The following is a 13,616-nucleotide window of genomic DNA, read 5'->3' as shown; positions in this document are numbered from 1 at the left end:
CCCCGCCCAGGCGCGGGACGTTCACTCGCTGGGCTTGATCGGCACGAAGGCCGCACTGTCGCCGCGGCGCACCAGCAGCACATGGGTGCGCGAGCGGTCCAGCTTGCCGCTGAGCTCGTTGAACTGCGCGGCGCTGCCCACGTCCTGGTTGTCGAGCGAAAGCACGATGTCGCCCTGGCGCAGGCCGGCGCGCGCCGCGGGTCCGTCGGCCGCCTCGACCAGCACTCCGTTGCGGATGCCCAGCTGGGCACGCCGCTCCGCGGGAATGTCGGTCACGGCAAGACCGAGCGCGTTGGCGCGCGCGGCCGCCCCCGGCTGGGACTCCTGCTGGGCGCGCGCCCGCGGGCTCTGATCGGGCTGCAGCTCGGCCACCGTCAACTGCAGATCACGGATGCTGCCCTTGCGCCAGACCTGCAGCGCCACCTTGCTGCCCGGACGCGTATCGCCAACCATCCGGGGCAGGTCGCTGGCCTTGTCGATCGGCTTGCCGTCGAAGCGCTGGATGATGTCGCCGACCTCCAGGCCGGCCCGCTCTGCCGGCCCGCCGCTCTCGACGCTGCGCACCAGCGCGCCACCCGCGCGCGGCAGGCCCAGCGGCTCGGCAACCTCGCGCGTGACGTCCGCGATGCCCACGCCGATGCGCCCGCGCACCACGCGTCCGTTCGTCTTGAGCTGCTCCACCACGCGCATCGCCTCGTCGATCGGGATCGAGAAGGAGATTCCCATGAAGCCGCCGGTGCGGCTGTAGATCTGCGAATTGACGCCGACCACCTCGCCGCGGGTGTTCAGCAGGGGCCCGCCGGAGTTGCCCGGGTTCACCGCCGCGTCCGTCTGGATGAACGGCAGGTAGTCGCCGGTGTCCCGCCCCTTGGCGGAGACGATGCCTGCGGTCACCGTGTTGTCGAGCCCGAAGGGCGAGCCGATCGCCACGACCCATTCGCCGACCCGCAGCCGCGTCGAATCGCCGATCGTGGCGTGCGGCAGGCCGGTCCCCTCGATTCGCACGAGCGCGATGTCGGTGCGCAGGTCCGAGCCGATCAGCTTGCCCTTGAACTCGCGCTTGTCGGCCAGCGTCACGTAGATCTCGTCGGCCCCGTTGATCACGTGGTGGTTGGTGACCACGAAGCCATTCGCCGAGATGATGAAACCCGACCCCACGCCGCGCGGGATCTCCTGGCCCTCGCCCCTGGGACCCTGCCCCGGCTGGCGCGGCGGGAAGAAGCGGCGCAGGAACTCCTGAAGCTGCTCGTTGTCCTGCAGGCCCTCCGGCAGCTGGGGAAGCATTCCCGCCTGCCCCGACGGGCCGCGCGCGGTGGTGCGGATGTTCACGACCGTGGGGCTGGCCTTCTCGACGAGATCCGCGAAGCCCGACACGTCGCGGCCCTGTGCATTCGCCGCAGGCAGGCCGCCGCCGGTCAGCACCGCAACGACGAGGGGCAGGATGAAGAGCAGTTTTCTCATGGGTCCGGTATCCGTCAGAGGTTCGACGCAGGCGCCGCGGCAGCTGGGCGGCTACGCTGGGTGCGTTCCGCACAGTCAACGTCCGCCCTTGCAGATGGGGGCCCTGCCGCGCGTTTCAAGGGGAGCGGCAGTTCCAGCGCGCAGTGCGCCTCTCAGGCGCCCCGGTCCAGCCAGCGCAACCACCGCCTGAATTCGCGCCATTCTCGGTCGGACGCGCGATCCACCCCTGACAGAAGGCTCAGGCGACGCCCGCCGGCGGCGCCGAGCTCGAGCCAGGCCACGCCCGCGAACACGTGCCAGCGCAGTGGCTCGACCGGCTCCCCGGGGCTGCCGGGGCCGGGCCGGAACGACCAGCTCGCCGCGCCGCTCTCGTCCACCGTCAGGCAGCCGCCCGCCCCGCAGCGCGCCAGCGCGCGCCGCCAGGAAAGGATCACCGGCACCAGCACAGCCAGCAGCAGCGCGGAAGCGCCCGACTCGCCCGCAGCCGCGAGGCGCAGCGCCGCCGCGAGAACGCCGAGCCCGGCGCAGGCGTGCGAAAGACAGACGAGGAGCGCCACCCGCCGGGAGGCGCCAAGCGCGAGCGAGAAAGCCAGCGACACCGGCCCCCTCCCCGCTCAGCAGTCCGGGCTCAGGCCCGGCGCAGGACCAGCGTGCCGTTCGTGCCGCCGAAGCCGAAGGAGTTCTTCAGCGCGACGTCGATCTTCATCTGCCGAGCCTCGTTGGCGCAGTAGTCGAGATCGCACTCCGGGTCCTGGTTGAAGATGTTGATGGTGGGCGGCGAAACCTGATGGTGCAGCGCCAGCACCGTGAGCACCGACTCGAGGCCGCCGGCGCCACCGAGCAGGTGACCGGTCATGGACTTCGTCGAGTTGACGACGATCTTGCGTGCATGGTCACCGAGCGCGAGCTTGATGGCCTCGGTCTCGTTCCGGTCGCCGAGCGGCGTGGAGGTGCCGTGTGCGTTCAGGTAGGAGATTTCCTCGATCGCGGCGCCTGCGTTGCGCAGCGCCGAGAGCATGCAGCGGCGCGGGCCGTCGGTGCTCGGGGCGGTGATGTGGTTGGCGTCGGCGCTCATCCCGAAGCCCGCGAGCTCGGCGTAGATGCGCGCACCGCGCCGCTTCGCGTGCTCGTACTCCTCGAGCACCATGACGCCCGCCCCTTCGCCGAGGACGAAGCCGTCGCGGTCCTTGTCCCAGGGACGACTCGCGGTGGTCGGATCGTCGTTGCGCGTGGACATCGCCTTGGCCGAGCAGAAGCCCCCCACGCCCAGAGGCGACACGGTGGACTCGGCGCCGCCGGCAACCATCACGTCCGCATCGCCGTACTCGATGATGCGGCCCGCCTGGCCGATGCAGTGCAGACCCGTGGTGCAGGCCGTGACGATGGCCAGGTTGGGGCCCTGAAGCCCATGCATGATCGAGAACTGGCCGGAGATCATGTTGATGATCGAGCCAGGCACGAAGAACGGCGAAATTCGGCGGGGGCCGCGGTTCACGTACTCCGTGTGGTTGTCCTCGATCATCGGCAGACCGCCGATGCCCGAGCCGATCATCACGCCGACCTGGGTCCGGTTGGTGTCCGTCACCTCCAGCCCGCTGTCGGCGAGCGCCTGAGAGCCTGCCGCCAGCCCGTAGTGGATGAAGGTGTCGAAATGCCGGGCTTCCTTGGCCGACAGGTACGCTTCGATGTCGAAGTCCTTGACCTCGCCGGCGATGCGGCAGGTGAAGGCGCTGGCATCGAACCGCGTGATCGGGCCGATGCCGGACCGGCCCGCGACGATGTTCTGCCAGGTGGTCTGGACGTCGTTCCCGACGGGGGACACTGCCCCCAGCCCGGTCACTACAACTCGCCGTCGGCTCACTGTGCTCTCCTGGGAAGCCCGATGAAACGCATCAGCCCTTGCTGTGCGTCTTCACGTAATCGATCGCCTGCTGGACCGTGGTGATCTTCTCGGCTTCCTCGTCGGGAATCTCGGTCTCGAACTCGTCCTCGAGCGCCATCACGAGCTCGACGGTGTCGAGCGAGTCGGCGCCGAGATCGTCGACGAAGGAGGATTCGATCTTGATGTCGGCCTCGTTCACGCCAAGCTGCTCGGCGACGATCTTCTTGACGCGTTGTTCGAAGTTTTCCATTCCTCGGGCTCCTCAGGTCGGGCGGCCGCGCATCGCGGGCACCCAGGTTGTAGTTTGTGACCATCGGCCGGTACGGCCGGTCAACGGGGTCGAATTCTAGCAGTTGGGCGACTCCGGCAGCGCGGGGCGCGGATGGCCTAGCCAATTCGCGCCAAACGCCGGGCTTCGTCGCCCTACTCGACTCATTCCATGTACATGCCGCCGTTCACGTGCAGTGTGACGCCGGTGATGTAGGCGGCGGCCGGCGACGCCAGGAAAGCCACCGCGGCCGCGATGTCTTCCGGCTGTCCGAAGCGCCCCATCGGGATGCCCTGCATCAGCGCGGCCGTCTGCGCCTCGCCGAGCCCGCGCGTCATGTCGGTGTCGATGAAGCCCGGCGCGACGCAGTTGACCGTGACGTTGCGGCTGCCCAGCTCGCGCGCCAGCGCGCGGCTCATTCCCGCGACCCCGGCCTTTGCGGCGGCGTAGTTGGCCTGCCCGGCGTTGCCGCTGGAGCCCACCACCGAGGTCACGTTCACGATGCGTCCGGAGCGGGCCTTCATCATCCCGCGCATCACCAGCCTGGACATCCGGAACACGGCGCTCAGGTTGGTGTCGAGCACCGCCTGCCACTCGTCGTCCTTCATCCGGATCGCGAGGTTGTCGCGCGTGATGCCGGCGTTGTTGACCAGGATGGCCACGCTGCCGGACTCCTTCTGCAGCGCATCGATCAGTCGCTCGCAGGCGGCCGCGTCGGTGACGTCGAGCGCCTCGCCGCGGCCGGTCAGCCCCGCCTCGGCGAATGCCGCGCCGATCGCTGCCGCGCCCTCGGGCGTGGTGGCGGTGCCGATCACGGTGGCGCCCTGCCGCCCGAGCTCGAGCGCGATTGCCCGGCCGATGCCGCGCGAGGCGCCGGTGACCAGGGCCAGACGGCCCGCGAGGGCCCCCGCCGAACCCGTGTCGATCTGGCCGCTCATTGCCTCACCTCCGCGAGCGCCGCATCCAGGCTTGCGGGGTCGTACACCGCATGCACCTTGAGCGACTTGTCGATCCGCCCGACCAACCCGGCGAGCACCTTGCCCGGCCCGAACTCGATGACCCGGTCCACGCCCATCGAGGCGAGCTTCTGGACCACCTCGACCCAGCGCACCGGGCCGTAGGCCTGGCGTACCAGCGCATCGGCGATGCGCGCAGGATCGGACTCGACCGCCACGTCGACGTTGTTGACCAGGGGAATCGCGGGGCTGCCCAGCCGGATGTTCGCCAGCGCCGCCGCCAGGCGCTCGCCTGCCGGCCGCAGCAGCGACGAATGGAACGGTGCGGACACGGCCAGCGGCAGCGCGCGCTTGGCGCCGAGCGCCTTGGCCTCGGCGCAGGCGCGCTCGACCGCAGCCTTGTGGCCGGCGATGACCACCTGCGCCGGCGCATTGAAGTTAACCGGCTCGACGGCTTCGCCCGGGTGCCCTTCGACGGCGCGGGCGCAGGCCTGCGCCACTGCGGCGTCGTCCAGCCCGAGGATCGCGGCCATGCCGCCCACGCCCACCGGCACGGCATCCTGCATCGCCTGCGCGCGCAGGCGGACCAGCGGCACCGCGTCGGCGAACGCCAGCGCGCCAGCGACGGTCAGCGCCGTGTACTCGCCAAGGCTGTGCCCTGCGACGACGGCCGCCTGCGGGCCGCCCGCTGCCCGCCACGCCGCGTGGCAGGCGTAGGACGCCACCAGCATCGCCGGCTGCGTGTTGACCGTCAGGTTGAGCTGGTCGGCCGGACCCTGGGCGATGGTGGCCGACAGCGGCTCGCCGAGCGCCGCGTCGGCATCGCGCAGCACTGCCTGGACCGCCGCATCGGCTGCGAACGCATCGAGCATGCCGACGGCCTGGGAGCCCTGGCCGGGAAATACGAAAGCGAGACTCATGAGCGGGAGTTCCTCTCCGATTGGTCACATCTGAACGAACACTGCGCCCCAGGTGAAGCCGCCGCCCACCCCTTCCATCAGCACGCGATCGCCGGCCTTGATGCGGCCGTCGCGGACCGCGACGTCGAGCGCGAGCGGAATCGACGCCGCCGAGGTGTTCGCATGGCGGTCGACGGTGACGATCACGCGCTCCGCGGGCAGGCCGAGCTTGCGCCCGGTGGCCTGCAGGATGCGCAGATTCGCCTGGTGGGGGATCAGCCAGTCGACGTCGTCGAGCGTCAGGCCGGCCGCCGCGACGGTCTCGCGCGCGACCGAGTCGAGCACCGAGACCGCCAGCTTGAAGACCGCCGGCCCGTCCATGGTCAGGAAGGGATGGCCGGTGATGCCGCCGCCGCTTACGTTGCCGGCAGTGCGCAGGATGTTCTCGTAGCGGCCGTCGGCATGCAGCTTCGACGCCAGGATGCCGGGGCGGGAGTCGGCGCTCAGCAGCACCGCACCGGCGCCGTCGCCGAACAGCACGCAGGTGCCGCGATCGTTCCAGTCGAGAATGCGCGAGAAGACCTCGGCGCCGATCACCAGTGCGCGTTTGGCCATGCCGGTGCGGATCATTGCGTCCGCCGTGGCCAGCCCATAGACGAAACCGCTGCACACCGCCTGCACGTCGAAAGCCGCGCCACCGGAGATGCCGAGGGACTTCTGCACCAGGCAGGCGGCGCTCGGGAACACGTAGTCGGGGGTGGAGGTGGCGACGATGATCAGGTCGACCGATTCCGCCGACACCCCGGCGGCCGACAGCGCCTCGCGGGCCGCCTGGGTCGCGAGCATGCTGCTGGAAGTCTCGGGCGACGCGATGTGGCGCTGGCGGATCCCGGTACGCCCGACGATCCACTCGTCGGAGGTCTCCAGGCCGCGCTCGGCGAGCTCGCGCGAGAGCTGTTCGTTGGTGACGACGCGTTCCGGCAGCGCGCTGCCGGTGCCGATGATTCGGGAATGAATGTTCATTGCACTCGCTCTGGGCTGACGCGGGCGGGTGCGCTCAGCGCACGGCCCCCGGTGGTTCAGACGGCTGCGGCGGCATCCCCGTCGCACCGGCATGCGCTTCCGCGGTCAGTTGCGGCAGCGTCTGGGCGATGCGCTCGAGCAGGCCATTGCGGGCGGCGTCGTAGGCACGGCGCAGCGCGAACTCGAACGCGAACGCATCGGCGGAACCGTGGCTCTTGATGACGATGCCGCGCAGCCCGACCAGGCTGGCGCCGTTGTATCTGCGGTGGTCGACGCGATCCTTGAGCCGCTTGAGGACGGCCATCGAGAGGAGCGCGGCGCCCTTGGTAAGGAGATTGCGCGAAAACTCCTCGCGGATGATGCCATTGAGCATCCGCGCGAGTCCTTCGGAGGTCTTGAGCGCGACGTTGCCGACGAAGCCGTCGCAGACGACGACGTCGGTGGTGCCCTCGTAGATGTCGTTGCCCTCCACGTTGCCGTGGAAGTTCAGGCTGCTGGCCCGCAGCAGCTCCGCCGCCTGCTTGACCGAGTCGTTGCCCTTGATCGCCTCTTCGCCGATGTTGAGCAGCCCGACCGAGGGTCGATCGCGCCCCTCGAGCACCGACACGAGCGCTGCGCCCATGATCGCGAACTGGAGGTAGTGCTCCGGCTCGCAGTCGACATTGGCGCCGAGATCGAGCATGGTCGTGACACCGCCCCGCTGGTTGGGCAGCGGCGCAGCGATGGCCGGACGGTCGATGCCGTCGAGCATGCGCAGCACGAAGCGCGAGATCGCCATCAGTGCCCCGGTATTGCCGGCGCTGACGCAGGCCTGCGCCTCGCCCGACTTGACGGCCTCGATCGCAAGTCGCATGGACGACTTGCGCTTGCTGCGCAGCGCCGAAGCGGGGGGCTCGTCCATGGCCACCACCTCGGGGGCATCACGAACCTCGATGCGGGACAGGTCGGCGCCGCCGAATCCGGCAAGCGCGGCGCGTACCTCTGCCTCGCGCCCTACCAGCAGCAGACGCACATCCGGAACATGCGACAGGAACGAAACGGCCGCCGGCACGGTGACCGCAAGGCCGTGGTCGCCGCCCATGCAGTCGATGGCAATCCGGACGCTCATCGACACTGGCGCGAGGTCCGGAAAGGCAAGGGTGACCCGAGCGGCAGATTACTCGTCGTTCTTGGTCTTGACGACCTTGCGGCCACGATAGAAACCGTTGGGGCTCACGTGATGGCGCAGGTGCGTCTCGCCAGTAGTGGGCTCAACGGCCATCGGCGCGGTGACGAGGAAGTCGTGCGAACGGTGCATGCCGCGCTTGGAGGGGGATTTCTTGTTCTGCTGGACGGCCATGTCGGCAGCTCCGGGAAAATGGTCAATCTGCAAGTATATCAACGAATTGGCCGTCGTAGTTGATGCCCGGCCAACGCAATTCAGGGGTTCCCGCCGTCATCCCCGTCTTCGTCGCTGTCGTTGCGCGCAGCGCGCCCCTTCAGCGCCGCGAGCGCAGCGAACGGGTTTGGTCGTTCCGGCGCGGCTTCGGCGGGATCGGCTGGCGCACCCGGCAGGCTGCAGTCCGGGTGCCTCGGCGCGATCGGCAAGGCCAGGATCGCCTCGTCCTCGACGAACTCCAGCACGTCGAAGTGCGGGCTTGCGACCAGCGCATCGTAATCGTCGGTCTGCGCGTCCTCGCGTTCGGCCTGGGATTCGGTCGCAGTGATCTTGAACAGGCGACTGTCGCCGATCTCCGTCTGCACCGACCGCAGGCAGCGGTTGCACTCGAGCGAGACGCTGCCCTTCAACTCGAGCCGGAGGAAGGTGTCCGCCCCGCCCTCGGGCCGGGGCCGGCGCTCGCCGGTCAGCGCCCAGTCGATGCTCCCCTCGGGACCGGCGAGCAGATCGAGCAGGCGGGGCAGATCCGCCGGCTGCTGTGACGACCCGAGCGCTCCGCCAGACCTGGCGAACTCGAGGGTGTCGATCCAGGGCCGCGCGGCGCCCCTTCCAACGGGTGGCTTGGATGTCATGACGCTATGATACCGGCCTCATCGGCGGGCCATGGATGCCGCGTCGCCCCGAAGCGCTTCACCCGGCTCCAGAGATGACCCCGCTGCAGCACCCCGACCCCGCCCAGGCGAAGATCGACGCCCGCCCGCTGGTCCTCGGCTCGACCTCCCGCTACCGCCGGGAACTCCTCGAGCGGCTCGGCCTGCCGTTCGAGACGATCGCGCCGGGCACCGACGAAACCGCGCTGCCCGGCGAGCCGCCGCATGCGCTGGCGCTGCGGCTGTCGATCGCGAAGGCGCAGGCCACCGCGGCGCTGCGCCCCGGCGCGCTGGCGATCGGCTCGGACCAGGCGGCAAGCATCGACGGCCGGCACGCGATCGGCAAGCCCGGCACCCACCGGGCAGCCGTGGAGCAGCTGCGGATGGCCTCCGGGCGCACCCTCTCCTTTCATACCGGAGTGGCGCTGGCCTGCCCGGAAGCCGGCTTCCTGCGCAGCGGCGTGGTCGAGACCCGGGTGCGCTTTCGCAGGCTGGACGACGCGCGGATCGAGTCCTACCTGGGCCGGGAGCCCGCCTACGACTGCGCCGGCTCGGCGCGCGTCGAGGCGCTCGGCATCGCGCTGCTCGAATCGATCGAGGGACCGGATCCGACCGCGCTGATCGGCCTGCCGCTCATCCTGCTGACCAGCTTCCTCGAAGCCGCCGGCAGGCCGGTCCTGTGACCGATTCACCCCTGCGGAGCGAGCGCCTCTTGGACGACACCCCCACCGGCTCCGTGACCGGTACGCTCTATCTGGTCCCGGTGCCGCTCGGCCCGGACGAGGACCCGCTGCGGGTGCTGCCCCCGGCCACCGTCGAGGCGACGGTCGGACTGGACTGCTTCATCGCGGAGCATGCGCGCAGCGCACGCGCGGTGCTCGCCAGGCTGCCGATGCGCCGCCCGCTGCAGGAAATCACGATCGTCGAGCTGAACCGGAACACCCCCGAGGACCGCCTCCCCGCGCTGCTCGAACCGCTGCTGGCGGGACGCGACGCAGGCCTGCTCTCCGAGGCCGGCTGTCCGGCCATCGCCGACCCCGGCGCGGCACTGGTGGCGCTGGCCCATCGCAGGGGAATCCGCGTGGTGCCGCTGGTGGGCCCGAGCTCGCTGCTGCTGGCGCTGATGGCCTCCGGAATGAACGGCCAGGCGTTCAGCTTCGCGGGCTATGTCCCGGTCGATGCGGCGGAGCGCACCGAGCGCCTGCGCGAACTCGAGCGCCGCTCCGCATCGACCGGCGAGACGGTGCTGATGATCGAGACACCCTACCGGACCCAGGCGCTGTTCGACGCGATGCTCGCGGCGCTTGCGCCGGCCACCCGCATCGGCGTCGCTGCGCGGCTGACGATGGCCGGCGAGACGACGCAGTCGCGAACGGTGGCGGAATGGCGCGCCCTGCGCCCCGAACTGGAGCGCACGCCGACCGTGCTCTCGTTGCAGGGCGAGCGCGCCGGATCGCCGACCCGTGCGCGACCGAAGGGCGCGCGGGAGGCGGCGCCACGCCCCGCGGGCGCGAGGCCGCCGCGCCCCCGCCGGGGCCGCTGAACGGGCCGCTCAGCGCGGCTGCGCCGCCCCCGCGCCCAGCCCGATCCGGCCGAGCACCGCCTGCGCACCGCCCGCCCCGACGCGCGTGGCGAGCCGCTCGGCCAGGTTCTGCTTGCGCGAAAAATCGACGATCCGCTCGGCCTTGATCACGTCGCGAGCCACGCTGTCGATGCTGCCGATGCCGTCGGCCAATCCCATCTCGACGCTGCGCGCGCCGGTCCAGACCAGTCCGGAGAACGTGGTGCCGTCCTCCTTCAGGCGATCGCCGCGGCCGGTGCGCACCGCTGCGACGAACTGGGCATGGATCTCGTCGAGCATCGACTGGACGTGCTCGCGGTCCCGTTCGGCAAGCGGCGAAAAACTGTCCAGGAAGCCCTTGCTGCTGCCGGCGGTGATCAGCCGCCGCTCGACGCCGAGCTTCTCCATCGTTCCGACGAAGCCGAAGCTGTCGATCAGAACCCCTATGGACCCGACGAGGCTGGCCTTGTCGACGTAGATGCGGTCAGCGGCGGCAGCGACGTAGTAACCGCCGGACGCGCAGATTTCCTCGACCACCGCGTAAACCGGGATGTCCGGATACTGGGCCCGCAGCCTGCGGATCTCGTCGAACACGATGCCTGCCTGCACCGGGCTGCCACCGGGACTGTTGATGCGCAGCACCACGCCCGCGGTGTTCGCATCCGAGAACGCGGCCTGGAGTCCCGCAGCGATCGCTTCGGCGGAGGATTCGCCCTTGGACTGGATGACGCCTTCGACGTCGACCAGCGCGGTATGCCTGCCGCCGGCCACCTTCTCGATGGGATCCCAGACGCCCGTCCAGAGCAGGACCACCAGCACGAACATCGCAAGACCGACGAGGCGGAAGAAGATGCTCCAGCGGCGGGCGGCGCGCTTCTCCCGGATCGAAGACAGGGCAAGTTCCTCGATGAGCTTGCGCTCCCAGCCGTCACGCGCGCCTGCGCCGTCCCGCCCCGCCTGCATCCCCTGATCGTCCATCAAGCCTCTCCGGTTCTGATCGCAACCCAGACCCTGCCGCCAGCCTCGCGGGCATGGAGGACCACCAGCGGGCGGCCACGGCATGGGCCGCCGGCGCAGGCTCCGTCGCCGGCACGATAGTGGGCACCGTGGGTCGAGCAGACCAAGTATAGGCCGGTGTCGTCGAAGAACCTGCCCTCCTGCCAGTCCAGTTCGACCGGCACGTGACTGCAGCGATTCAGGTAGACCCGCGGCAGTCCTTCGAAGCGCACCGCGAAGGCCGACGCCGGCTCGGCGCCGGGCACCGGAACCGTGAAGCGCACGCCGTCGCCCCCGTCGCGCAGGGCCTCCGACACGCAGACCTCCTGCCAGCCCCAGCCGGGACCGGGTCCTGGCGGAGCCTCGACCCCGCCGGGCGCGTCAGGCAACTGCGGGGACGTCATGCGTCGCTCCCGGAACCGCGCTGCACGCCCTGCACGCCCGGCGCGGCAAGCCGGGGCAGCAGCCATGCCCGCAACTGCGCCACGCTGTCCAGGCAGGCCGAGGGTTCGCAGGCCAGCAGCTCCTCGACAGGATGCGCGCCATAGGTGACCGCGACCGCGCTTGCGCCCGCTGCGCGGGCCATCCGCAGGTCGTGCGAGGTGTCGCCGATCATCACTGCACGCCCGGCCTCGATGCCGAGCTCCTCGCAGATGTCCTGGAGCATCCAGGGATCAGGCTTCGGGACCCCCTCGTCCGCGCAGCGCGTGGTCGCGAAATGACGCGCCCAGCCGGTCTGCAGCAGCGAACGGTTCAGCCCGGCCCTGGACTTCCCGGTCGCGACCGCGAGCACCGTGCCGGCCTGGCCGAGCTCGGCCAGCAGCGCGTCGATGCCATCGAAGGCGCGCAGCTGCTCGTCCGCGCGCAGGAAGTGGCGCCGGTAGCGTTCGACGAACGCCGGCAGCTCCTCCCTGCGGATCTCCGGCACCGCGTAGTGGATCGCCTCGAACAGCCCGAGCCCGATCACGTGGCTGGCGCGCTCGCGCGTCGGCACGGGCAGCCCGAGATCGGCCGCCGAGGCCTGGATCGCATCGGCAATGGCGTGGGTGGAGTCGATCAGCGTGCCGTCCCAGTCGAAGACGACCAGCTCGAAGCGGTCGGCAGCCCCGCTTCCCCGATCCTGTGCAAGTCCCGCGCTCATCCCTGGCCGCCTGCCTCGCCGGGCTCCCCGGCCGGACGCGCCAGCGGGCGGCCGGCAGCGACCAGGCGGTCGAAGGATTCCGGGACCGGCGCGACCAGCCGCAGCGGCCTGCCGTCCTCGGGATGCCGGATCGTGATGGAGTGCGCGTGCAGATACATGCGTCGGTGCCCTGCCTTCTGGAGTGCCTTGTTGAGCTCGAAGTTGCCATACTTCTCGTCGCCGGCGATCGGAAACCCGCTATGCGCGAGATGGACCCTGATCTGGTGCGTCCGGCCGGTCTCGATCTTCGCCTCCACCAGCGTGAAGATGCCGAGCCCCGCCAGCTCGAACTGGCGCAGGCCGGTCACCCGCGTCAGCGCGGACTGACCGCCGTCCTGCACCCGCACCCGGCGCTCGCCCTCGGCCGTCAGGTAGCGGTGCAAGGCGAACTCGATCGTCTTGGTGCGCAGTGGCCAGCGCCCGACCACGATGGCCTGGTAGCGCTTGTCGGTGCGGCGCTCGCGCAGCTGCGCATGCAGATCGAGCAGCGCGCGGCGCTTCTTGCCCAGCAGCAGCACGCCGGAGGTTTCGCGGTCCAGCCGGTGGGCGAGCTCGAGGAAGACCGCCTGCGGGCGCGCAGCGCGCAGCTGCTCGATCACGCCGTGCGCCACGCCGCTGCCGCCATGCACCGCCACGCCCGCCGGCTTGTCGACCGCCAGCAGGAGCGCATCCTCGTGCAGCACCGGGAACTCGACCGCCGGCGCCGGTCCGGCCGCGGCCGCCTGCGGCTCTGGCACCGAGACCGGCGGCACCCGAACGACGTCGCCCGGGTCGAGGCGGTCGTCCGGACGGCAGCGCCCGCCGTTGACCCGCACCTGGCCGCTGCGGATCAGCCGGTAGATGTGGGACTTGGGCACCCCGCGGCAATGACGGAGCAGGAAATTGTCCAGCCGCTGGCCACCGCCGGCATCGTCGTCGACTGTGAGCATGCGCACCGCCGGCCGCGCTGCGGGAGGGCCGCCCGCAGGGGCTGCGCTGGAAGATTTTGTGATCGAAGCATTCATCTTGCTATACTTTACAGGTTGCCCGTAGTGGAGTGCCGCCGGCCTGTGCCGGAGCGCAATGTGCGTCGGGCGCCTTTTCCCGCGTAGTGCGCGAAGGCGAGTCGGCGTCGGCCCGAGAACGGCGGACCGCAGGCAACACGAGAACATTGAACGCGGCTCCCACTACCTGGGAGCGCGGAACACACGGATCCCGAGTCAGATCAAGACGACTGCCGGCGCCCTCGCGGGCTTCGGAGCCGACAGAAGAATGCGGTCCATCGCCACGCTCCCGCCCCCACGGCGCGCCGACACCCCTCGCGGGTGTGCGTTCGCCCGCCGGCGCGTCGGCTTCGGGTCAGGCGGCCGCACCCTTCCAGAG

At 70.5% G+C, this 13,616-nt stretch carries 15 protein-coding genes and 1 pseudogene; 2 read left to right on the top strand and 14 right to left on the bottom strand.

The window, feature by feature from the left end:
- Positions 1–21: 21 nt before the first annotated feature.
- The 10 genes from HNQ70_RS01415 to HNQ70_RS01370 form a co-directional block, all read right to left on the bottom strand.
- Positions 22–1,461, bottom strand: coding sequence for a DegQ family serine endoprotease (locus HNQ70_RS01415; RefSeq protein ID WP_183963559.1), 1,440 nt, complete (start codon positions 1,459–1,461; stop codon positions 22–24).
- A gap of 152 nt (positions 1,462–1,613) precedes the next feature.
- Positions 1,614–2,060 carry a protein YgfX gene (locus HNQ70_RS01410; RefSeq protein ID WP_183963557.1) on the bottom strand — a complete coding sequence of 149 codons (447 nt, stop codon included), beginning with the start codon at positions 2,058–2,060 and terminating at the stop codon, positions 1,614–1,616.
- A 29-nt stretch (positions 2,061–2,089) separates the two neighbouring features.
- A complete protein-coding gene (fabF, locus tag HNQ70_RS01405; protein WP_183963555.1) occupies positions 2,090–3,322 on the bottom strand; it encodes a beta-ketoacyl-ACP synthase II in 1,233 nt (410 codons plus the stop codon).
- A gap of 31 nt (positions 3,323–3,353) precedes the next feature.
- Positions 3,354–3,593, bottom strand: a complete 240-nt coding sequence (gene acpP, locus HNQ70_RS01400) for an acyl carrier protein (protein WP_183963553.1) — start codon at positions 3,591–3,593, stop codon at positions 3,354–3,356.
- Positions 3,594–3,775: 182 nt separating this feature from the next.
- The gene (fabG, locus tag HNQ70_RS01395) at positions 3,776–4,549 is read right to left on the bottom strand and encodes a 3-oxoacyl-ACP reductase FabG (RefSeq protein WP_183963551.1); all 774 of its coding nucleotides are present in this window, start codon (positions 4,547–4,549) and stop codon (positions 3,776–3,778) included.
- Positions 4,546–5,487 (bottom strand): ACP S-malonyltransferase, encoded by a 942-nt coding sequence (gene fabD, locus HNQ70_RS01390; RefSeq protein WP_183963549.1) that lies wholly within the window; start codon positions 5,485–5,487, stop codon positions 4,546–4,548. Before fabD ends, fabG begins: the two co-directional genes overlap by 4 nt.
- Positions 5,488–5,511: 24 nt before the next feature.
- On the bottom strand, positions 5,512–6,489 hold the full coding sequence (locus HNQ70_RS01385; protein ID WP_183963547.1) for a beta-ketoacyl-ACP synthase III: 978 nt from the start codon (positions 6,487–6,489) through the stop codon (positions 5,512–5,514).
- 34 nt (positions 6,490–6,523) lie between these two features.
- Positions 6,524–7,597, bottom strand: a complete 1,074-nt coding sequence (gene plsX, locus HNQ70_RS01380; protein WP_183963545.1) for a phosphate acyltransferase PlsX — start codon at positions 7,595–7,597, stop codon at positions 6,524–6,526.
- Positions 7,598–7,645: 48 nt separating this feature from the next.
- Entirely contained in the window at positions 7,646–7,828 is a 183-nt protein-coding gene (gene rpmF, locus HNQ70_RS01375; protein ID WP_183963543.1) for a 50S ribosomal protein L32, read from the bottom strand.
- 80 nt (positions 7,829–7,908) lie between these two features.
- On the bottom strand, positions 7,909–8,499 hold the full coding sequence (locus HNQ70_RS01370) for a YceD family protein (RefSeq protein ID WP_183963541.1): 591 nt from the start codon (positions 8,497–8,499) through the stop codon (positions 7,909–7,911).
- Between the two features lie 74 nt (positions 8,500–8,573).
- Here HNQ70_RS01370 and HNQ70_RS01365 point away from each other — a divergent pair, with 74 nt between their 5' ends.
- Both HNQ70_RS01365 and HNQ70_RS01360 read left to right on the top strand, forming a co-directional pair.
- The gene (locus HNQ70_RS01365) at positions 8,574–9,200 is read left to right on the top strand and encodes a Maf family protein (RefSeq protein WP_246434534.1); all 627 of its coding nucleotides are present in this window, start codon (positions 8,574–8,576) and stop codon (positions 9,198–9,200) included.
- Positions 9,201–9,253: 53 nt separating this feature from the next.
- Positions 9,254–9,952 (top strand): annotated as a pseudogene (locus HNQ70_RS01360) (SAM-dependent methyltransferase); the annotation flags it as partial.
- Positions 9,953–10,069: 117 nt separating this feature from the next.
- On the opposite strand, the gene HNQ70_RS01355 reads toward HNQ70_RS01360, so the two are convergent.
- Genes HNQ70_RS01355 through HNQ70_RS01340 form a run of 4 tightly spaced genes read right to left on the bottom strand, consistent with a single transcriptional unit; the run spans position 10,070 to position 13,183 of the window.
- Positions 10,070–11,056, bottom strand: coding sequence for a S49 family peptidase (locus HNQ70_RS01355; RefSeq protein ID WP_246434530.1), 987 nt, complete (start codon positions 11,054–11,056; stop codon positions 10,070–10,072).
- Complete coding sequence (locus HNQ70_RS01350; RefSeq protein WP_183963535.1) at positions 11,056–11,478, bottom strand: Rieske (2Fe-2S) protein; 423 nt, start codon at positions 11,476–11,478, stop codon at positions 11,056–11,058. Before HNQ70_RS01350 ends, HNQ70_RS01355 begins: the two co-directional genes overlap by 1 nt.
- The gene (locus HNQ70_RS01345; protein WP_183963533.1) at positions 11,475–12,215 is read right to left on the bottom strand and encodes an HAD-IA family hydrolase; all 741 of its coding nucleotides are present in this window, start codon (positions 12,213–12,215) and stop codon (positions 11,475–11,477) included. Before HNQ70_RS01345 ends, HNQ70_RS01350 begins: the two co-directional genes overlap by 4 nt.
- Positions 12,212–13,183, bottom strand: coding sequence for an RluA family pseudouridine synthase (locus tag HNQ70_RS01340; RefSeq protein WP_246434529.1), 972 nt, complete (start codon positions 13,181–13,183; stop codon positions 12,212–12,214). The genes HNQ70_RS01345 and HNQ70_RS01340 overlap by 4 nt, the downstream gene beginning before the upstream one ends.
- Between the last annotated feature and the right edge of the window lie 433 nt (positions 13,184–13,616).

Origin of the sequence: Quisquiliibacterium transsilvanicum (assembly GCF_014202215.1) — a bacterium.
Taxonomy (GTDB): Bacteria; Pseudomonadota; Gammaproteobacteria; order Burkholderiales; family Burkholderiaceae_E; genus Quisquiliibacterium; species Quisquiliibacterium transsilvanicum.
This window is presented reverse-complemented; position numbering and strand designations above follow the sequence as displayed.